The sequence below is a fragment of the Zemynaea arenosa genome (assembly GCF_004614185.1).
Lineage (GTDB): Bacteria > Pseudomonadota > Gammaproteobacteria > Burkholderiales > Burkholderiaceae_D > Telluria > Telluria arenosa.
In genome coordinates, this window is the sequence record NZ_SPVF01000006.1 from 64,163 (window position 1) to 83,090 (window position 18,928).

Annotated in this window: 18 protein-coding genes and 1 pseudogene; 8 read left to right on the plus strand and 11 right to left on the minus strand. The window is 67.4% G+C overall.

The window, feature by feature from the left end; genetic code table 11:
- The first annotated feature begins 99 nt into the window (after positions 1-99).
- Positions 100-3,180 carry a ligand-binding sensor domain-containing diguanylate cyclase gene (locus E4L96_RS00405; protein ID WP_135205264.1) on the plus strand — a complete coding sequence of 1,027 codons (3,081 nt, stop codon included), beginning with the start codon at positions 100-102 and terminating at the stop codon, positions 3,178-3,180.
- Between the two features lie 90 nt (positions 3,181-3,270).
- A complete protein-coding gene (locus E4L96_RS00410; RefSeq protein ID WP_135205265.1) occupies positions 3,271-3,756 on the plus strand; it encodes an EF-hand domain-containing protein in 486 nt (161 codons plus the stop codon).
- A 70-nt stretch (positions 3,757-3,826) separates the two neighbouring features.
- Here the strand turns inward: E4L96_RS00410 and E4L96_RS00415 are convergent, their stop codons facing one another.
- From E4L96_RS00415 to E4L96_RS00445, 7 genes are all read right to left on the minus strand, one after another.
- Entirely contained in the window at positions 3,827-4,447 is a 621-nt protein-coding gene (locus tag E4L96_RS00415) for an LON peptidase substrate-binding domain-containing protein (protein ID WP_135205266.1), read from the minus strand.
- A gap of 105 nt (positions 4,448-4,552) precedes the next feature.
- Positions 4,553-5,026, minus strand: coding sequence for a VOC family protein (locus E4L96_RS00420; protein WP_135205267.1), 474 nt, complete (start codon positions 5,024-5,026; stop codon positions 4,553-4,555).
- A gap of 47 nt (positions 5,027-5,073) precedes the next feature.
- Positions 5,074-5,841, minus strand: coding sequence for an ABC transporter ATP-binding protein (locus tag E4L96_RS00425; RefSeq protein WP_229414159.1), 768 nt, complete (start codon positions 5,839-5,841; stop codon positions 5,074-5,076).
- Positions 5,831-6,601, minus strand: a complete 771-nt coding sequence (locus tag E4L96_RS00430) for an ABC transporter permease (protein ID WP_135205268.1) — start codon at positions 6,599-6,601, stop codon at positions 5,831-5,833. Before E4L96_RS00430 ends, E4L96_RS00425 begins: the two co-directional genes overlap by 11 nt.
- A complete protein-coding gene (locus tag E4L96_RS00435) occupies positions 6,598-7,023 on the minus strand; it encodes a hypothetical protein (RefSeq protein ID WP_229414160.1) in 426 nt (141 codons plus the stop codon). The genes E4L96_RS00430 and E4L96_RS00435 overlap by 4 nt, the downstream gene beginning before the upstream one ends.
- Positions 7,024-7,028: 5 nt before the next feature.
- The gene (locus E4L96_RS00440) at positions 7,029-7,598 is read right to left on the minus strand and encodes an SCO family protein (protein ID WP_135205270.1); all 570 of its coding nucleotides are present in this window, start codon (positions 7,596-7,598) and stop codon (positions 7,029-7,031) included.
- Positions 7,598-8,656 carry an ABC transporter substrate-binding protein gene (locus E4L96_RS00445; protein WP_229414161.1) on the minus strand — a complete coding sequence of 353 codons (1,059 nt, stop codon included), beginning with the start codon at positions 8,654-8,656 and terminating at the stop codon, positions 7,598-7,600. The genes E4L96_RS00440 and E4L96_RS00445 overlap by 1 nt, the downstream gene beginning before the upstream one ends.
- Positions 8,657-8,740: 84 nt before the next feature.
- Here E4L96_RS00445 and E4L96_RS00450 point away from each other — a divergent pair, with 84 nt between their 5' ends.
- Positions 8,741-10,564, plus strand: a complete 1,824-nt coding sequence (locus E4L96_RS00450) for a sensor histidine kinase (RefSeq protein WP_135205271.1) — start codon at positions 8,741-8,743, stop codon at positions 10,562-10,564.
- On the opposite strand, the gene E4L96_RS00455 is transcribed toward E4L96_RS00450, so the two are convergent.
- Positions 10,565-11,176 (minus strand): 2-hydroxychromene-2-carboxylate isomerase, encoded by a 612-nt coding sequence (locus E4L96_RS00455; protein WP_135205272.1) that lies wholly within the window; start codon positions 11,174-11,176, stop codon positions 10,565-10,567.
- 150 nt (positions 11,177-11,326) lie between these two features.
- Here E4L96_RS00455 and E4L96_RS00460 point away from each other — a divergent pair, with 150 nt between their 5' ends.
- Positions 11,327-11,773 carry a nuclear transport factor 2 family protein gene (locus E4L96_RS00460; RefSeq protein WP_135205273.1) on the plus strand — a complete coding sequence of 149 codons (447 nt, stop codon included), beginning with the start codon at positions 11,327-11,329 and terminating at the stop codon, positions 11,771-11,773.
- Between the two features lie 25 nt (positions 11,774-11,798).
- Here E4L96_RS00460 and E4L96_RS00465 read toward each other — a convergent pair whose 3' ends face one another.
- On the minus strand, positions 11,799-12,050 hold the full coding sequence (locus E4L96_RS00465; RefSeq protein ID WP_135205274.1) for a hypothetical protein: 252 nt from the start codon (positions 12,048-12,050) through the stop codon (positions 11,799-11,801).
- A gap of 262 nt (positions 12,051-12,312) precedes the next feature.
- On the opposite strand from E4L96_RS00465, the gene E4L96_RS00470 reads away from it, so the two are divergent.
- The 4 genes from E4L96_RS00470 to E4L96_RS00485 all read left to right on the plus strand — a co-directional run bounded on the left by E4L96_RS00470 (position 12,313) and on the right by E4L96_RS00485 (position 17,564).
- Positions 12,313-12,753: a hypothetical protein gene (locus E4L96_RS00470; protein ID WP_135205275.1), complete on the plus strand. Its 441-nt coding sequence runs from the start codon at positions 12,313-12,315 to the stop codon at positions 12,751-12,753.
- Positions 12,754-12,872: 119 nt separating this feature from the next.
- Entirely contained in the window at positions 12,873-14,690 is a 1,818-nt protein-coding gene (locus E4L96_RS00475) for a DUF885 domain-containing protein (protein WP_135205276.1), read from the plus strand.
- A 185-nt stretch (positions 14,691-14,875) separates the two neighbouring features.
- Positions 14,876-16,537, plus strand: coding sequence for an N-6 DNA methylase (locus tag E4L96_RS00480; protein ID WP_135205277.1), 1,662 nt, complete (start codon positions 14,876-14,878; stop codon positions 16,535-16,537).
- The gene (locus E4L96_RS00485) at positions 16,527-17,564 is read left to right on the plus strand and encodes a hypothetical protein (RefSeq protein WP_135205278.1); all 1,038 of its coding nucleotides are present in this window, start codon (positions 16,527-16,529) and stop codon (positions 17,562-17,564) included. Before E4L96_RS00480 ends, E4L96_RS00485 begins: the two co-directional genes overlap by 11 nt.
- A 3-nt stretch (positions 17,565-17,567) precedes the next feature.
- Here E4L96_RS00485 and E4L96_RS00490 read toward each other — a convergent pair whose 3' ends face one another.
- On the minus strand, positions 17,568-18,197 hold the full coding sequence (locus tag E4L96_RS00490; RefSeq protein ID WP_135205279.1) for a Vgb family protein: 630 nt from the start codon (positions 18,195-18,197) through the stop codon (positions 17,568-17,570).
- Between the two features lie 9 nt (positions 18,198-18,206).
- Positions 18,207-18,928, minus strand: a pseudogene (locus E4L96_RS23435) (helix-turn-helix domain-containing protein); the annotation flags it as partial.

Consider the following 18,928-nt stretch of genomic DNA (forward strand, 5'->3'; position numbering starts at 1 on the left):
GCGCGTCCAGGCCGTGCGACCGGTTAGCCACGTCTCGTCTTGACATACAGTCGGGCTGCGGGCACAGTCGTGCGGACTGTTCCAAAATCGATCGCCGCAATGCCGCCGTGCCTGTCCACTGTCGCCGCGCGCATCGCCGCGGCGGCGCTTGCAACGCTCTTGCTGGCCTGCCCGGCGTTTGCCGCCCCGACCTCCCCTTTGCGCTTCGAGCGCCTCAACGACCTTGGTGGCGACGAACTCTCCGTCCTCGCGCTTTTGCAAGACCGGCAAGGTTACATCTGGGTCGGCACCCATTCCTCGGGCCTGTACCGCTACAACGGGTATGAAGCGCTGCGCTATGCGAACAACCCGCACGGCAGCAACAGCCTGCCGCACGACCGCGTCTCGGCGCTGTTCGAGGACCGGCGCGGCCGCATCTGGGCCGGCACGCAGAACGGGCTGGCGCGCTTCAATCCCGAGACCAACGACTTCACGCCCTTCCTCCCGCCCGATGCCAACACCAACCAGCTGATCGTCAAGCTGATCCAGTCGGACGGCCATGGCGGCATGTGGATCGCGACCTGGGGCGGGCTGCAGCACTTCGATCCGGACACCGGCAAGTTCGAGGTCTACCGCCACGATCCGGCGCGCCCGGACAGCCTCGGTGCCAACGACCTGAATGCGATGACGCTGGACGACCAGGGCGGCCTGTGGCTGGGCACCTGGCCCGGTGGCCTGGACTACATGGCGCCGGGCTCGCGCCAGTTCGTGCACTACCGCGTCGATGCGCCCGAGTACCCGGACCCCAAGCTGAATATCGTGCGCGCGCTGCACTACGGGCCCGATCACAAACTATGGATCGGCACCGAAAAAGGCGTGGTGCAGTGGGACACCCGCCGTGGCTGGGAAGCGCGGCGCCGCCTCGATTCACCTCCCACGCGCATCAATTCCTTCCACGGCGCGCCCGATGGCAGCGTGTGGGCCGCGACCATGACGGACGGGATTCTGCACTGGGCGCGCGGCAGCACCGCGACCGAGAACGTGCGCCACCGCGCGACCGACCTGCACGGACTCCCCGCCAACAACGTGCGCATGCTGATGCGCGACCGCGGCGGCATGCTGTGGGTTGCCACCTTCACCGACGGCATCGCGCTGGCCAATTTGAACAGCACTGGTTTCGCGCGCCATATCCCGTTCGAGGAAGACGGCAGCGAGAACGGGCCGAGTAACGCAATGATGGCCCTCTCCGGCACCGCAGACGGCAAACTGTGGGTAGGCGGGAGCAACGGCTTCGCGCTCTACGATCCGCAGACCGGCGCCATCGTGCAGCGCTGGCACGGCCAGGCCGGGGTCGGCGGCGCGCTGTCGGACCACATCGTGTATTCGCTGTACCAGCAGCCCGGCGGGCCGCTGTGGATCGGCACCGCAGCGGGCCTGAACCGGCTGGACGCATTGGGAAAGCCGCTGCAGGTCATCCATTTTGGCGAAGGCGCCAGGGACTTCATCAACGCCATCGCGCCGGCGTCGAATGGCGCGCTGTGGCTCGGCACCGCGGCCGCCGTGGTGCGCTACGATCCGGCCACCGGCCAGCGCGAAGCCTTCCCGCATGATCCTAAGGACCCGGGCAGCCGCAGCGTGGAAGGCAGCACCACCATTGTCGAAGACCGCGCGGGGCGGGTGTGGATGGGCTCCGAATGGAGCGGCGGTGGCTTGGACATGCTGGACCCGGCCTCCCGCCGCTTCCGCCACTTCCGCCACCGCGCCGGCGACGCGGCCAGCCTGGCGGACGACAACATCTCGATGCTGTACCAGGACCCGGCCGGTCGCCTGTGGGCGGCCACCGCCACGGGCCTGAACCAGATCCTCGTCGGGCGTGATAACGCGGTCAGCTTCCGCAGCTACGCCTTCGACTATAGCGTGGGCCACATCAAGGTGCTGGCCATGCAGGGTGACCGGCGCGGCAAGCTGTGGCTCTCCACCACGGCGGGCCTCATGTGCGTGGACCCGGACAGCGGCAAGGTGGAGCGCTATGCCGCCAGCGACGGGCTGACCGAGGCCTTTGCCATCGCCTCTGCGTGGAGCGCACCGGATGGGACGCTGTACTTCGGCGGCATCAAGGGCATGACGGCGGTGCACCCGGAACAGGTGCGGCGCGTGTCCGTTCCGCCGCAGGTGAGCATCACCGACATCAGTGTGTTCAACCAGTCGCTCAAGCAGAGCAAGCCCTCGGGGGATGTGCGCCTGGCCGGGCCGGTGACCAATCCGCGTTCACTCACGCTGTCGGTGCGGGACTCGGTGTTCTCGATCGAATTCGCGGCCCTGCAGTACACCAGCCCGGGGCGCACCACCTATGCCTACCGCCTGCGTGGTTTCGACAAGGCCTGGGTCACGACCGATGCCCTGCGGCGCACGGCCACCTATACCAATCTCGATCCGGACGAATACGTGTTCGAGGTGAAGGCGGCCAACGAACAGGGGCAATGGAGCCTGGAACCGGCCACGCTCACGGTCACCATCCTGCCGCCGTTCTGGGCGACCTGGTGGTTCCGCGCACTGGCGATGGTGCTCACCGTCGCGCTGCTGGCGGCCATCTACCGCGCCCGCGTGCGGCGCTTGACGCACACGCAGCTGGAGCTCCAGCGGCTGGTGGCGGAGCGCACGCGCGAGCTGGAACACTCGAACGCGAAGCTGGAGACGCTGTCCACCACGGACGGGCTGACCGGCATCGGCAACCGGCGCAGCTTCGACGCGGCCCTCAACCGCGAATGGCGGCGCGCCCGCCGCACCGGCGAACCGCTGGCGCTGGCGATGCTGGACGTGGACCACTTCAAGGCCTACAACGACCATTACGGACACCAGGCCGGGGACGAGGCCTTGCGGGCGGTGGCGGAGCTGATTGCATCGCACGGGCGGCGCACCAGCGATGTGGTGGCGCGCTATGGCGGCGAGGAGTTCGTGCTGTTGATGCCGAACGTGGAGCCGGAACATGCACTGCGCATCGCGCGCGAGGTGTGCATGTCGCTGGGGCGGCTGGCACTGCCGCACCTGGCGTCGCCGTACGGGGTCGTCACGATCAGCATCGGGATTGCAGTGCTGGTGCCGCAGGCGTCGTCGACCAAGGAAGAGCTGGTCCAGCGGGCGGACCGGGCGCTCTATCGCGCGAAGCAGGATGGGCGGAACCGGGCGGTGCTCGCCTCCTGAGGTACCTTTACCTGGCTTTACACTTGTCGGCATCATGACCGGCTGACGGGAGCCGATAACCCTGACAGTTATGTTTCAGGGAGTCTGGCCATGGTGGCAAGCATCGGCAGCGCGGCGCAGTATGCGGAGGCGCTCTTCAGCAAGCTCGATACAAAGCAGCAGGGTTATATCGACAGCGACGAGATCAAGTCATCGTTAGGAAGCCGCGCGACCGATGCCGATGCGGCAGAGGTCATGAAGGCGCTCGATGGCGATGGCAATGGGCAGGTGAGCAAGTCGGAGCTGTCGGCGGCGATCGAGAAGGTCGGCTCGGCCCTCAGTGAGCAGCAGGACCAGTCCCGGGTCGCCGCAGCGGGCGGTGCGCCGGGCGCCGGCGGTCCGCGCGGCGGCGGCGGTGGCGATCGCACTTCGTCACCGGCGAGCGAGACTTACGATCCGGCAGACACCAACCAGGACGGCACTGTGAGCGCTGCCGAGCAAGCGGCGTATGCGCTGCAGCAGGAAGTCAACCAGACATACGCCCGCAGCGACCCAGCCGGCGCTGCGGCCGCACAGGCCGTGACCACGACCGCCTGACGGTGACAGCACGGGGCCGCAGGCGCGCGGCCGGATGCGCCGCGCGCCTGGGTGCCGCGATCAGGCCGCGTTACGACGTGATCAGCCCATGCTCATCGAGCATGTCGTGCATGAGCTCCAGCCGGATCAGCGGATTGTCCAGCGTGAGCAAATCGTGCTTCTGCTGGTTTGACAAAGGCAGCAAGTCGCACCAACGGTTCGCCACCCAGCCGCAGTCGCCGAGATGGAACGGCGGCAGCAGCGGCCAGCGGTCCTGCGGCACGGCGGCCAGCGAGATCATCACGCGTTCCAGCGCATCCGACGCACCTTGAAGTTCGGACGGCACGCGCACCGCGCGGTCGTCCGCCACCAGCTCGACCTCCGCCTGCCACAAGCCATTGCTGCGGCGTTCACTGGCCAGCACGGTGAAGCGCGACCCGCCGCGGCAGGTTACCTGCAGCAGGCCGGGCGTATCGGAGACGGAATCGTGCACCGTGGCGAGCGTGCCCTGTTCGGTGAACTGCTCGACCATTTCCGGCGCGCGGACTTCCTGCCCGTGGGTGAGCAGGACCACGCCGAACGGCGCGTCCTCCACCATGCAACGGGCGATCATGTCCAGATAGCGGACTTCAAAGATCTGCAGCCGCAAGGTCCCGCCCGGGAACAGAACCGTATTCAGCGGAAACAACGGAATCGAAAGCTGCGTGGCCATGGGCCACATCATGACAGATTCGCGCTGCGGCCGCGCGTGCAGGCCCACTTCCGTGCGGCCGGATGGGCCGTGCGGGAGTCCCCTGCGTTGTGCGGAGGGCGGGGCCTACCCGCGGGCGGCCGCTTCGATCTTTGCGACGTCGATTTTGCCCATCGTCATCATCGCGTCGAAGGCACGCCGGGCCACCTCGCCGCCCTGCTTCATCGCCTCGGTCAGCGCGCGCGGCGTGATCTGCCACGACAGGCCCCACTTGTCCTTGCACCAGCCGCATTGGCTTTCCTGCCCGCCGTTGCCGACGATGGCGTTCCAGTAGCGGTCCGTCTCGGCCTGGTCTTCGGTGGCGATCTGGAAGGAGAAGGCTTCGCTTTGCTTGAAGGCGGTGCCGCCGTTCAGGCCCAGGCAGGGAATGCCGAAGACGGTGAACTCCACCGTCAGCACCTGCCCCGCTGTGCCGCCCGGGAAGTCGCCGGGGGCGCGGTAGACACCGGTCACCCGGCTATCGGGGAAGGTCGCGGCGTAGAAGTTGGCGGCTTCTTCGGCGTCCTGGTCGTACCACAAGCAGATCGTGTTCTTGTTCATGGCAACTCCTCCGTGAAGGGAGCTGAAAGTATGCCACGGTTACACGGTCACACGGTCAGACCCAGTTCGGCCAGGATCGCCTCTTTCATCTCCTGCAGCTCGGGGTGCGACACGCGGCGCGGATGCGGATGCGCGATCTCGAACACCTTCTGGATGCGCGTGGGCCGCGGCGACAGCACCAGAACGCGGTCGGCCAGGTACAGAGCCTCCTCCACGTCGTGCGTGATGAGCAGCACGGTGTGGCGCTCCTCCTGCAGGATGCGCAGCAGCTCGTTGCGCATCTTGAGGTTCATGAGCGCGTCGAGCGCGGAGAACGGCTCGTCCATGTAGAGGATCTCGGGCTTGACCACCAGTGCACGCGCGATCTCCACGCGCTTGAGCATCCCGCCCGACAGCTGGTGCGGGTAGCTGGTTTCGAAGCCCTTCAGGCCCACCATCTCGGCATAGTGGTCCGCCAGCGCGGCCTTGTCGCCGACCTCCTTCCCCTGCAGGCCGAACATCAGGTTCTCACGCACCGTCAGCCACGGGAACACGGCGCCGTGCTGCGAGATGACGATCGCGCGCGGGCTCGGTTTGGTGACCACGTCGCCGCCGATGCGCACCGCGCCGCGGTCCGGGTGCTCAAAGCCCGCCAGCATCTTGAGCAGCGTGGACTTGCCGCAGCCGGACGGCCCGACGATGGCCACGAATTCGCCATCGCGCACATTGAATTCGACGCCGCCGACCACCGGCAGTTCGCCGAACTGCTTGTGCAGGCCTTCGACGGCGATCTTGGTGGCAGCCGGGTTGTGCAGCATGCTCGGATTAACGGCCATAGCGCCACCTCACGGATTGAAGTCCTTCCAGCTTGCGCATCAGCGTGTCGAGCAGCAGGCCGATGATGCCGATGATGATCATCACGCCGATCACCAGGTCGTAGCGGCTGCCCGCGTTGCGCGCATCGATGATCATGTAGCCGAGGCCCGAGACAGGCGCGATCATCTCGGCCGCCACCACCACCAGCCAGGCCACGCCCAGGCCCACGCGCATGCCCACCACCACCTCGGGCAGCACAGCGGGGACGATCACCTGCCGCAGCAGCACGGAGCGCGGCACGCCGAAGTTCTCGGCCGCGCGCAGGTAGCGCTTTTCGATGGCGTGCACGCCGGAGGCCGTCTGCAGGATCAGCGGGAACACGGAGGCGATGAAGATCAGGAAGACCGGCGGGAAGTCGCCCACGCCGAACCACAGGATGGTCACCGGAATCCACGCGATCGGCGAGATCGGGCGCAGCATCTGGAAGATCGGGTTGAAGGTGCGGTAGACCAGGTCCACGCGGCCCATCCACAAGCCCATCGGCACGCCGATCAGCACCGCGCACAAAAAGCCGGTGGCCACCCGCAGCAGCGAGGTGCCGATGTGCACCCACAGGATGCCGTCGCGGGCCAGGGCGAACATGCCCTCGCAGACTTGCCACGGCGTGGGGAAGATCAGGCTGTGCGAATACGTCACGGCGGCCCACCACAGGGCGAGCAGCGCGGCGATCAGCGCTACCGGCAGCGCGGTGTTGCGGAGTCTGGGCTGGTTGTTTGTCATCGGGAGTTCAACCAAGGGAAGGCGCGGCGCAGGCGCCACGCAAGGCGCGCCAGGCCGGGCTCGGGAAAGTCGTCCACCAGCACCGTCAACTGGCCGTCGCTGTGGGCGGTGCAGTCGAACTGGTTTTCGGAGGCGACGCTGAACGGCATGCGGAACTGCTGGCCGGGCATGATGAGGACCGGGCCGACGGTCTGCGGCACCTTGTCCTGGTTGCGCACCACCAGCACGTCGTTGAGCTTCAGGGTCAGGTGGATCACGCGCGGCAGGATGTCGCTGCGGTCGCCCTCCATGCGCTTGTCCCAGGTGCCGGCCGGGATGGTGAAGATCTCTTCATTGTTGGGCGCCGCGGGCACGGGCGCCAAGGCGGCCCAGGCGCATCCCGCGGCGAGCACGATGACCAGCGCCAGGACAGCGGCCCGCATCCGGCTCATTCCAGCAGCGCCTTCACGTCATGCACCACGTCGTCCGCGGGGCGGCCGAATGGCTGCAGCGCGCGCAGGCGGCCCTGCGGGTCGACGTAATACAGATAGGACGAATGGCCCATGGTGTAGCCGCCGCGCGCCTGCACTTTTTTGGTGGCGCTGATGCCGTAGGCCTGGCGGATCGCCTCCATCTGGGCGGGCGTGCCGGTGATACCGACGAAGGTCTTGTCGAAGTTGGCCAGGTATTCGCGCAGCACCTTGGGCGTGTCGCGTTCCGGGTCCACGGTGATGAAGACGACCTGCAAGCGGTCCGCCAGCGGGCCCAGTTTGGCGCGCGCGTTGGCCAGCATGGCCAGCGAGATGGGGCAGACGTCGCGGCAGGTGGCGTAGCCGAATTCCAGGATCACCACCTTGCCCTTCTGTGCAGCCAGCGAGAACTGCGTGCCGTCGGCGGCGGGCAGCGCGATCTCGGGCGCGGGGCGCGGCGGATCGAAGGTGCCGGCCTTCAGCGCGGGAGCGGCCTGCAGGGCGGCGGCGGCGCACAGGATGACGGCGGCCATGACATGCTTCAGCATCAGATATTCACCTTGACCGGCTGCACCGCGCGCACGAAGGACTGGTCCACGTAGCGCTCGAAGGCGATCGGCTGCTTGACCGTACCCGCCTGCAGGGACAGGTGCATCAGGTCGTCGAATTCGGCGGGAATCATGCGCAGGTCGCCGTAGGTCACGCGGTCCGGCGGGTTCTCCATCACGTAGCGCAAGACCTTGGGGTCCTGGTTGAAGAAGCTGCGCTGGGACGCGATCTGCGCGGCCTTCATGCGGTGCGCAGGGTCGGAGTCCAGCCAGGTGCCCGCAGCCTGGATGTGGTTCACCAGGTCCTGCACCAGTGGGCGCTGTTCGTCGATCAGCTGCTCGCGCACCGTGAGCACGCAGCAGATGTAGTTGGGCCATTCGTCGCGCGTGAGCGCCAACGGGCGCGCATAGCCCTTGCGCTGGGCGGCCGCGCCAAAGGGTTCGCCGGTGCAGTAGGCGTCGATGGCGTCCGCGTACAGCGCGGCAGGCATGTCCGGCGGCGCCATCTCGAAGATGCGCACGTCCTTGATGTCCATGCCTTCGCGCGCCAGCATCTTGCGCAGGAAAAGATAGTCCACCGCGAAGCGGCTCGGGATGGCGATGCGCTTGCCGCGCAGGTCCGCGAAATGGCGGTAGGGCGAATCGGTGTGCACCATGATCGAGGCGCCGGAACGGTGGCCCAGCGAGACGATCTTGAGCGGGATGCGCGCGTTCACCAGGTCCATGACCAGGGGCGCCAGCATGTACGCGGCCTGGATGCGGCCGGACATCAGCGACTCCTTCACCTCCGGCCAGCCGCTGAACTTGCGGTACTTGAAGCCGGGACCGTGCGCGTTCGCCGACACGGCGCGGGCGGTACAGGCGATGGGCAGGGTGAGATTGCAGGTGACCGGTAGGCCGCCCACCACCAGCCCGTCCTTCGACTGCGCAGGCGCGCAGCCCACCAGCGGCAGAGCCGCGGCGGCCATCCCACGCAGGAGGGCACGGCGGCGCAAGGACTCGGGCTGAGGGTCGGACGAAGGCTCGAACATGGTCAGGACAGTGAGGCGTCGGCGCATTGTACACTGGGAATTACGTAATGGTACGAAAAGTTGGAAACGTTTCCTAATTGCGTGACTCTGGCGGGCATGTCACGATAAGGCATGACGTCCACCCCGCCCCGGGCTTCCGCCTTCGGCCCGCTCGAGCGCCGCCTTCTCCTCATCGTCCTCGCCGCCGTGCTGCCGGTCGTGGCCCTGTCCTGGGTGCTCCTGACCGGGAATGCGGAGCGCCAGCGCAGCGCCCTGCTGGCCAGCGCGCGCACCGTCACCACCACCATCGTCTCCGCGCTGGACGCGGACTTCGACGCCACCATCTCGGCGCTCGACGCGCTGGCGGCCAGCCCGCGCCTGCGCGAGCATGACCTGCCGCGCTTCCGCCAGGAGGCGCTGGACCTGATCGCACGGCGCGGCTGGACCAATGTGGTGCTGTCGACGCCGGATGCGCAGCAGGTCATGAATGCCGCCCGGCCGCAGACGGCGGCCCTGCAGGGCCGCATGGACACCCCGGGCATCGCGGCGACGGCCCGCACCGGCGCCGCCAGCATCGGCAACGTGCTCTACAGCCCGCGGCTGAACCAGTACACCTATTCCGTGAAGGTGCCGGTGCGCGAGGATGGAAAGGTCGTGTACGTGCTGACCGCGGTGCTGGCGACGGCCCGAGCGCAGGCCCTGATGCGCCAGCAGGACCTCCCGCCGGACGCCCTGCTGACGGTCATGGACCGCAACCGCACCACTACAGCGCGCTCGCTCGATCCCGCGCGCTGGGTGGGACGCCCCGCTTCGCGCACGCTGACTACCTTGCTGGACCGGAGCAACAGCGGTGGCTGGGCCATGACCACGACGCTGGAGGGCCGGCCGGTCTACACGCTGTGGCACCAGTCCACGCACAGCGGCTGGGCCAGCGCCATCGGCATTCCGCCCGAATCCATCGAAGGTCCGGTGCGGCGCCAGTATGCGCTGCTGGCGGCGGGCATCGCCGCCTCGGTGGCGCTGGGCGTGATCATCGCCTTCATTGTGGCGCGCACCATCCTGCGCCCCGCCAAGCAGCTGGAAGCGGCGGCGCTGGACGTGGGCCGTGGCGTGGCGCCCACGATTCCCGCCACCACGCTGCCGGAGCTGCGCCAGGTCGGCCTGGCGCTCGGACAGGCGCACCGCGAACGCGAGCAGCACCTGGCCAGCGAACGCCAGCTGCGCGCCCAGGAGCAGGAGGCCCGCGTGGCGGCCGAAAACGCGAATGCGGCCAAGGACGAATTCCTTGCCATGCTGGGACATGAGCTGCGCAACCCGCTGGCGCCCATCTACAACGCAGCCCAGCTGCTGCCGCATGTGGCGGCGGATGCGCGCAAGGTGCGCCAGCTCTCCACGGTGCTGGAGCGCCAGGCCAGCCACCTTACGCGCATGGTCAACGACCTGCTCGACGTGTCGCGCGTGACGCGCAAGATCGTGGTGCTGCAAAAGGACACAGTGGACCTGAACGGCGTGGTGCCGGAAGCGCTGGAGCAGGTGCAGGCGCTGGCGGCGGACAAGCAGCAGGAGGTCCGGATGACGCTCGCGGCGGAACCGGCGCTGGTCCACGCGGACCGCACCCGCATGATCCAGGTGGTGGCCAACCTCCTGCAGAACGCCGTCAAGTTCACGCCGGATGCAGGCCAGATCGAGGTGCGCGTGGAAACGGATGCGCAGCAGGTGCGCGTGACGGTGCGCGACAACGGCATGGGCATTCCGGCGCGCCTGCTGCCACAGGTGTTCGACCTGTTCAAACAGGGCGAGCATGGGCTGGACCGGCACCACGGCGGACTGGGGCTCGGCCTCTCGCTCACGCGCGGGCTGGTGGAGCTGCATGGCGGGACCATCACGGCAGCGAGCGACGGGCCGGGCCAAGGCAGCACCTTCGCGGTGACCCTGCCGCGGATCACCAGCGCTTAGCTAGCGAGCGGCGCCGCGCTGGTTGGCACCGGCCGCCAGGTCCAGCGCATCGTCCAGGCGATCGTTCCCCCAGAACATCTCAGCGCCGATGAAGAAGGAGGGCGCGCCGAACACGCCGCGTCTTTGCGCTTCCTCGGTGCGGGCGCGCAGGCGCTGGCGGACTTCGTCGCTGGCGGCGCCATGCAGCATCTGCTGCGGGTCCGCGCCATGCTGGCGCAGGAGCGCCGACAAGGCCTCTTCGTTTTCGATGTCCTGGTCGTGCACGAAGTTGAGCTCAAAGATGTCGCGGATGAAGGCGGCTTGCCACGGCTGGCCTTCCGCCGCTGTCGCCAGCCGCGCGGGCAGCACCGAGCGGCGCGGGAACACGGACGGCTTGCGCCATCCGAGACCATATTTGCGGCACTGCCGCTCCATGTCCACCCACACCCACGCACCCTTTTCCTTCTGCAGCACAAAGGGCGAGTTATCCCAGCCGAAGGCCTTGAACACGGGGCCCAGCAGGAACGGGCGGTACACGATGTCCACGCCCCGTTCCCGCGCCAGCGCCTCGATGCGCATGGCACTCAGGTAGCTGTAGTTGCTGGCAAAGTCGAACCAGAATTCGATGGGCATGGCGCTCCTCGTGAAGGTTTCCGATGGGTAGGCCGCCCATCATAGCGTGAGCGCGAAAAGTCATCAGGGCTGTGCTTGACGGGCCGGCATCGGGCTCTCTACGCTGGTAGCGCAGGCCCTGGACTCAACCACCTTCAAAAGGAGCGCATCATGAGTACGCAGGAAAACAAACAGCTGTGCCAGAAGGGATATGAACTGTTCATGCGCGGCGCGATCCCCGAGCTGCTCAGTTTCTATCACGACGACGCGGTGTGGATCCAGCCGGAGATGGACCACACTCCCTACGGCGGCATGCATCGCACCAAGGCGGGAATCGCCAGCTTCTTCCAGAAGTTGAACGACACACTGGAGCTGGTCGCCATGAAACCCGAGCAATACATCGCGGAAGGCGACAAGGTCGTGGTCACGGGCCAGGCCACCTGGAAAGCCCGCGCCACCGGTATCCGGTTCGACAGTCCGTGGGTGCACCTCTTCACCGTCCGCGACGGCAAGGTCGCCATGGCGCAGATGTGGTCGGACACGGCCGCCAGCGAGCACGCGCTGCGTCCCACGGCTGCTGCGCGCGGCGCACGCCCGCAGCCGGAAGCGCGCCACTGACGGCGGACAGGTGGCCGCGTGCGGGTCAGGCGGATTGCAGACGCTCGACGGCGAAGCCGATCTGCTCCAGCGCGGCGGCGGCGCGGTCCAGCGAACGGTAGACCGCCGGCTCGAGCGTGGCCACGTCCAGCAGCATGCCCTCGTCGCCCTTGCGGCCCAGCAGGCGGATCATCCAGTCGGTGCGCGACATCGGCACGCGCACCAGCACCGCGCTCTTGAGCAGGCCGGCGCCATAGTCGCGGCGGGCCTGGTCGGGGGTACGGTGACATTCGGTCATGGTCGGTCCTGGTGGTTCATGGTCGGTCATGAGTGGCATGAATATGCAGACGGCTCGATTCTACCTGCGCCGCAGGGAAGCGATACGGCCATCCGCCATATGCATCGCCCGCGTGATTCATTTCGCGAGATTCCCGTTCGGCGCGCGGCTCGAACTGTTTCGTCATAAGGACCATTCAGCCATTGTGGTGGCGCGCCATCGGCCTAGACTCGGTGACTCCACCTGCACATCGACACGTGGACAACCGATCAGGAGAAGCATCATGCGTATCGTATCCGTTGCCGTGCTCGCGGTCCTCGCGGGCGCAGCCGCCGGCGCTGCCGGCCAGTCCAGCATGCAAACCGAACCCGGTGCGCCGGCGCAGCTCGCGGGCGTCAACGTCACGGGCCAGCGTACCCCGCTTTCCCACTACTATGTGGCGCCCGAGCAGGTGCATGAGATCAGCGGGGCCTACCTCATGTCCAACAACGCGACCGCGAAGATCAGCGACCGGCGCAGCAAGCTGTATGTGGATTTTGACGGCCGCGTGACCGAGCTGCAGGCGGTCGGCGAGAACCTGTATGTCTCGCGCGGGAACGACATGTCCCTGCAATACAAGCCGGAGTCATTCGGTGCGGGGATGGTGCTGACCTATGTGCCGCGCGAGAGCATGGCCCAGGCCAATCCCGACCGCGTGACCCTGTACGCGTCGCGCGAACGCTGAGCCGCTCACGTCGCTGCGGTATGTGCAGGGCGCTGGCACATCGCGTGGCCCTGGCCGCGCGATGACAGCCAGTCATCAGCTGAGGTATCCTCTCGGGGTCTCTTTTTCGAGGAACCCCGATGCTTCGTTCGACCTCTCCCCTGCGCGCCATCGCGCTGGCTGCCGCCCTGCTGGCCGGTAGCGCCTGTGCCCTGCCCGCTTTCGCCGCTCCGGCCGCTGTGTCCGCCCCGCAGGCGGAGCAGAAACTGGACCGTATCGCCAGCCAGTTCTACATCGCGCGCGCGAAGTTCGATCCGCTGCTGTACGCGACCGCCAATGGCGACAGCCGCTACGACGACCAGATCGGCATGAGCATCGCCCCCAAGGTGCGCGCCAAGTACTTCGCCGGGAACCACACGCTGCTCAAGCAGCTGCAGGGCATCGACCGCAGCACACTGGCGCCGAAGGCACAGCTGAACTACGACATCCTGGTCTCCGAGATCGGCAGCCAGCTGGATCTCGAAAAATTCCCCGAGCACCTGCTGCCGCTGAACCACTTCGACAATGTGCCGTCCAACCTGGCCAACTACGCCAGCGGCACCGGCTCGCAGCCGCTGAATACTCCTCCCCAGTATCGCGCCTACCTGAGCCGCCTGAACCAGCTGCCCGCCTGGATCGACCAGGCCATCGCCAACATGAAGGAAGGGATGCGCGTGGGCGTGGTGCAGCCGAAGGCCATCACCGCCAAGATGCTGCCGCAGTTCCAGCAGCTGCGCAGCGCCACCCCGGAGGCGAGCATCTTCTACACGCCGGTCAAGAACATGCCCGCGTCCTTCAGCGACAAGGACAAGCGCGAGCTGACCGCGGGCTACCGCACGGCGGCCGACAAGATCAGCGCAGCGCTGGGGCGCCTGAACACCTTCATCGAAAAAGAATACCTGCCGGCGGGCCGCACCACCGCGGGCTACGGCGCCCTGCCGAATGGCGCGGCGTGGTACCAGGCGCGCATCAAGAACAACACCAACGTCAACCTGACTCCGGCCGAGATCCATGCACTGGGCCTGAAGGAAGTGGCGCGCATCCAGGCGCAGATGGCCGCGCTGGCGCCCAAGCTGGGCTATGACGGCCCGCTCAAGGACTTCCCGCAGTGGGTGGCCAAGCAGGACAAGTTCAAGGCCTTCCAGACCGACCAGCAGGTGCTGGAGAAATACCGCCAGATCTATGGCGTGGTGGCGGCCAAGCTGCCGAACTATTTCAGCCTGCTGCCGAAGGCGAAGCTGGACATCCAGCTGGAGCCCGAGCTCACCCGGGCCACCGCCTCCGACCACTACACCCCGGTGGCCGCCGATGGTTCGCACCCGGGCGTGTTCTGGGCCGTGGTGAACGACCCGAAGGCCTACAGCACCGTCGGCATGACGAGCCTGTTCATGCACGAGGGCGTGCCGGGCCACCACCTGCACGCGGCGCTGCTGAAGGAACTGCCGCTGCCGGACTTCCGCACCTTTTTCACCGAGCATCCGAGCGCCGCGGCCTACACCGAGGGCTGGGCCCTGTACTGCGAGACGCTGGGCCGCGAGTTCGGCCTGTATGAAGACCCGTCCGCGTACTACGGGCACCTGAACGACGAGATGCTGCGCGCGGTGCGCCTGGTGGTGGACACCGGCATGCACGCCCAGGGCTGGTCGCGCGAGAAAGCGGTGCAGTACATGATGGACACGCTGGGCTACAGCGAACAGCGCGCCGGCAACCAGATCGAACGCTACATGGTGTGGCCGGGCCAGGCGCTCGCCTACAAGGTGGGCGCGCTGAAGATCCTGGAGCTGCGCGCCAAGGCGCAGAAGGCGCTCGGCGACAAGTTCACCTACCCGGCCTTCCACGCCGTGGTGCTGGGCGACGGCACGCTACCGCTGCCGATCCTCGAGCAGCAGGTGGACCGCTGGATCAGCAGCGCAAAGTAACTATGGTGCGCATGCCGCCGGGACTTCCCGGCGGTATCCCCGAAACGGGAAATACTGTATATTTGTACAGCTGACCAATCCCCTCATCCGGGGCGAGGCCGACCGGCGCGCCTCGACGAGGTTGGCGCAGCCATATAGAATCGCGCAGGTCCTTGCCGCCCGCACTTTCGCACCGCAGATTTCAATTGAACCGCACCCTACACACTGGAGAGGACACTGCCGCTGCGCGCAAGAGCCGGGGCGCCTTCTTCACTCCCGATGCGATCACGGCATTTATCGCCAACTGGGCTCTCAGGTCCAGCCACGACCGCGTATTGGAACCTTCCGCAGGGGATGCCGCGTTCCTGGTCGCCGCGGTGCACCGTTTGCGCGAGCTCGCCCCCCGCTCCGGCTTCTGTCCCGAGCTCGATGGGGTCGAGCTGCATGAGGACAGCGCGGGTCTCGCACACGAGCGCGTGGCTGCGGCCGGCGGCAAGGCGCGGATCCGGAATTGCGACTTCTTTGCCCTGGCGCCGGATCCGGTCTATGACGCCGTCATCGGGAACCCGCCCTATATCCGCTACCAGGGATTCGCCGGCGAGTCGCGGCGCCGCGCACGTGAGGCGGCGTTACGGGGCGGTGTCGCCCTCACCGGCCTGGCGTCCAGCTGGGCGGCATTCACGATCCACTCAGCGATGTTCCTCAAGCCGGGCGGGCGCCTCGCCATGGTGCTGCCGGCCGAACTGCTGTCCGTGAATTATGCCGGCCCCGTTCGAAGGTTTCTGTTCGAACGGTTCCGCAAGGTCCAGCTCGTCCTGTTCGAGAAACAGGTCTTCCCCGATGCGGAAGCCGATGTCATTCTGCTGCTGGCGGATGGCTTCGGCGAAGGTCCCGCCGGGCACGCCCACATTCGCCAGGCCCGTGACGCCGCGGAGCTCCAGAGGCTCGGGGACGGCCTGACGTGGACACCTGCTGACCCAGCCGGCAAATGGACCAGCAGCCTGATTGACCCGGATGCCATCTCGCCCTTGCAGGACATGCTGGATCGGGGCCGGTTCACGCGCCTGGACCAGTGGGGCGATACGACACTCGGCATCGTCACGGGCAATAACAAATACTTCGCGCTGTCTCCGCAACGGGTCAAGGAACTGGGCTTGCCCAGGCATGAACTGCTGCGGCTATCGCCGCCGGGCAGCGCCCACCTGCGGGGCTTGTCCCTGTCCGCGGCGATGCTCGCCCAGCTCGGCAAGCAAGGCCAATCCACCTACCTGTTTTGTCCAGGAGACCAGCCCTCGGCGGCGGCCGCCGAGTACATCGACAGCGGCCACCGTGCCGGCGTCGCGACCGCCTACAAATGCCGCGTCAGGAAGACCTGGTACAAAGTGCCGCTCGTTCCCCCGGCCGACTTGCTGCTGACCTGCATGAATGCGGACACGCCACGCCTGGTCACCAATGAAGCGAACGCCAGCCACCTCAATTCCGTGCATGGGGTCTATTTCAGTGCCGAGCATCGGGCGCTCGGCCGGGAGCTGCTGCCCTTGGCCAGCCTGAATTCCATCACGCTGCTGCACGCCGAAATCGTCGGCCGCAGCTACGGCGGAGGCATCCTCAAGATCGAACCCAAAGAGGCCGACGTGTGGGCCGTGCCGTCGCCCAGCCTGGTCGCCGCGCGGGCCGCGCAATTGCGCCAGGTCCTGCCCCAAGTGGCGCGCCTGTTGCATGAAGGCGCGCTGCTCAAGGCCGTGGACGTCGTCGATCAGGTGCTGCTGGCCGGCCGCCATCTGCCGGCCGCACGGCTCCGGCTCGTCCAGCGCGCCAGGAGCGAGCTCGCCCAGCGCCGCACCGAAAGGGGCCGCAGTGGCAAGTAAAGCCCCGACCGCCAAAGCCAAGGCCTGGATCCTGTTCGACCGCATCGTGGCCCTCGCCGCACCCGGCGGCCAGCATTCCAATCCCTGGGTTCTGGAAGCCGGGGTACTCCGTTATGAACCGGATTTTGCGACGCTTTCGCAGTTGCTTGGTGTCCCTCTGTTCCTGAAAGCGAATACGCAATCCGGCGTGCCCGCGCTGGCGATGGATGTGTGGCTCAGTTATGAGCTGCGGCGCGCCGGCTTTGGCAGGGACCAGGTGTGGCCACGGCCGGTGAACCCGCGCATCCTGCCCGCGCCGGTGGCCGCTCTACTGGACGCCCTCCCCGCGGACCTGGCCAAACAGGTGCAGAAGCGCATGGAGGCAAAGACGGCGATCAAGGGGGCCACCTCGTCCGCAGCGTCCATCCTGGGCAAGAACTACCTCAAGCAGGTCGACGTGATCATGACGGACTGGGCGACGGGTCCCGAGCTGCTCATTTCGACCAAGCGCATGGATTCATCCTATGGCAAGAATGCGCCGAACCGTGTCGAGGAATCGTATGGGGACGCCAAGAACCTGCGCCTGCGGCACCCTTTGGCGGCCCTGGGTTTCATGTTCGGGCTGCGCTCGGATATTTTGACGAAGGAAGTGCTCACGGCGGAGTGGCTGTTCGACCTGCTGGCGAAACTGGGTCAGGAAGACGATGCCTATCACGCCACCGGCCTGGTCCTGATGGAATACGGCGGCGAGGCGGCCAAGGACGATTCCGGCGAGGACGAGTCCAGCGGACTGCCTGAGCCAGGGCCGGAACCCGAGGACGAGGATGCGGCGCCGGTTCTTTTGCCTGTGTCCGAAGTCGACCAGGCCATAGCGCAACTCCCCAAGGTCACCATTCGGAGCGATGCCACGCCGCCTGAGCTGGCGCCGGGCCGTTTCATGGCCACCATGATCACGAAGGTGCTGGGAGCCACCCCGGTCAACATGCACAAGGAGGCGCGCCAGCGCCGTGCCTCACCCCAGCGGGCCACCTCCTCAAGCCAAGTTTGAGCTTCAGTCCGGGCGGCGCACGGCGCGGATCTTGCCGCTGGTGCCGCCCCCGCAGAAGAACCGGTCCTCGCCATTCGATTCGAGCCCGGAGACGATCAGGCCCGCGGGCATCTCCACCGTCTCCAGGACCTCGCCGGTGCTAGCGTCCACCCGCCGCAGGTCGCTCTGCTCGTTCTCCCAAGTGGCGTGCCACAGGTCGCCCTTCAGCCATGTGACGCCGGTGACGAAGCGCCTGGATTCGATGGTGCTGAGGATCGCGCCCGTGTCCGGGTCGAGGCGGTGGATCTTGCGGGCGCGGTGCTGGCCGATCCACAGCGAGCCTTCGGCCCAGGCCAGGCCGGCGCCGCCGCCCTCCGGCGTGGGAATGGTCGACAGCACCTGGCCCGTGGCCGGGTCGATCTTCTGGATCAGCGTCTCGGCGATCTGGTACAGGTAGCGGCCATCGAAGGCGGTGCCCGCGTGCGCGTGGACGTCCAGCGAGCGTGTCAGCTGGCCGCTGTCCGGGTCCACTGCGTTGAGATGGTCGCCGGAGGCAAACCAGAGCTGCTGGCCGTCGAAGGAAACGCCGTGCACGTGGCCGCGGTCGTCGAAGGGTCCGTACTCGCGGACGATATGGGCAGGTGTCGTTTTCATGTGGCCATTCTAGTCAGCCGCCAGCACCGTGGGGAGTAACAAGCTTGTCGCGAAACCGGGCATCGGCGGCGTGGACCAGCGGCGCGCGCGGCCCTGGCCGAAGGACTGCACCTTGTCCGCGGCGGCCAGCGCGTCGAGCGCGCGCTGCACGGAGCGCTGGCTGGTGTCCAGCGCCAACGCGAGCGCGGAGCTGGACCAGGCTTCGCCATCGGCCAGCAGCGCCAGCACCGGTGCGTGGGCCTCGTCCACCGGACGGGCCAGGACGGCGACATCGCTCTGCGCGCGCGGCTGGAGCAGGAAGCCACGCCGGGTTGCCTTGATCTCCGCGACCTCGCGCAGCAAGGTGCGCAGGCGCCCCATCTCCACGCGGAGCCGCGCGCGGTGCGTTTCATCGGGATGGCGGATGCGGAAGGCTTGCGCGATGAGGGTTTCGCGCGGAGCATCCTGAGGCCACGCTTCGGCCAGGGCGCGGGCCAGCGTGAACAGCAGGGGGCGGCGCGCCAGCCTGATCTCGGTGCCCGCGTGGACGATCGCGTGCCGGCAGCCGTCGGCGATCAGCGATCGCGATTGCATCAGCGCTTCCACTTCATCGAGCACCAGCGTGCGGCGGGTTCCCTGTTTGATCAGCAGCGCGGCGGGGGCGTCCAGGATGCGGGCGGCGTGGTGGATCTCGGCGAGCAGCGGGGCGATGCGGGCGCTGTGGGCGTGGGCTTCGGCGCGCTGGAGCGCGG

What these genes read in the sequence shown, in the direction of transcription:
- E4L96_RS00405 (WP_135205264.1), top strand. Translation starts at nt 100, where the DNA reads ATGCCGCCGTGCCTGTCCACTGTCGCCGCGCGCATCGCCGCGGCGGCG.
- E4L96_RS00410 (WP_135205265.1), top strand. Translation starts at nt 3,271, where the DNA reads ATGGTGGCAAGCATCGGCAGCGCGGCGCAGTATGCGGAGGCGCTCTTC.
- E4L96_RS00415 (WP_135205266.1), bottom strand. Translation starts at nt 4,447, where the DNA reads ATGGCCACGCAGCTTTCGATTCCGTTGTTTCCGCTGAATACGGTTCTG.
- E4L96_RS00420 (WP_135205267.1), bottom strand. Translation starts at nt 5,026, where the DNA reads ATGAACAAGAACACGATCTGCTTGTGGTACGACCAGGACGCCGAAGAA.
- E4L96_RS00425 (WP_229414159.1), bottom strand. Translation starts at nt 5,841, where the DNA reads ATGGCCGTTAATCCGAGCATGCTGCACAACCCGGCTGCCACCAAGATC.
- E4L96_RS00430 (WP_135205268.1), bottom strand. Translation starts at nt 6,601, where the DNA reads ATGACAAACAACCAGCCCAGACTCCGCAACACCGCGCTGCCGGTAGCG.
- E4L96_RS00435 (WP_229414160.1), bottom strand. Translation starts at nt 7,023, where the DNA reads ATGCGGGCCGCTGTCCTGGCGCTGGTCATCGTGCTCGCCGCGGGATGC.
- E4L96_RS00440 (WP_135205270.1), bottom strand. Translation starts at nt 7,598, where the DNA reads ATGCTGAAGCATGTCATGGCCGCCGTCATCCTGTGCGCCGCCGCCGCC.
- E4L96_RS00445 (WP_229414161.1), bottom strand. Translation starts at nt 8,656, where the DNA reads ATGCGCCGACGCCTCACTGTCCTGACCATGTTCGAGCCTTCGTCCGAC.
- E4L96_RS00450 (WP_135205271.1), top strand. Translation starts at nt 8,741, where the DNA reads ATGACGTCCACCCCGCCCCGGGCTTCCGCCTTCGGCCCGCTCGAGCGC.
- E4L96_RS00455 (WP_135205272.1), bottom strand. Translation starts at nt 11,176, where the DNA reads ATGCCCATCGAATTCTGGTTCGACTTTGCCAGCAACTACAGCTACCTG.
- E4L96_RS00460 (WP_135205273.1), top strand. Translation starts at nt 11,327, where the DNA reads ATGAGTACGCAGGAAAACAAACAGCTGTGCCAGAAGGGATATGAACTG.
- E4L96_RS00465 (WP_135205274.1), bottom strand. Translation starts at nt 12,050, where the DNA reads ATGACCGAATGTCACCGTACCCCCGACCAGGCCCGCCGCGACTATGGC.
- E4L96_RS00470 (WP_135205275.1), top strand. Translation starts at nt 12,313, where the DNA reads ATGCGTATCGTATCCGTTGCCGTGCTCGCGGTCCTCGCGGGCGCAGCC.
- E4L96_RS00475 (WP_135205276.1), top strand. Translation starts at nt 12,873, where the DNA reads ATGCTTCGTTCGACCTCTCCCCTGCGCGCCATCGCGCTGGCTGCCGCC.
- E4L96_RS00490 (WP_135205279.1), bottom strand. Translation starts at nt 18,197, where the DNA reads ATGAAAACGACACCTGCCCATATCGTCCGCGAGTACGGACCCTTCGAC.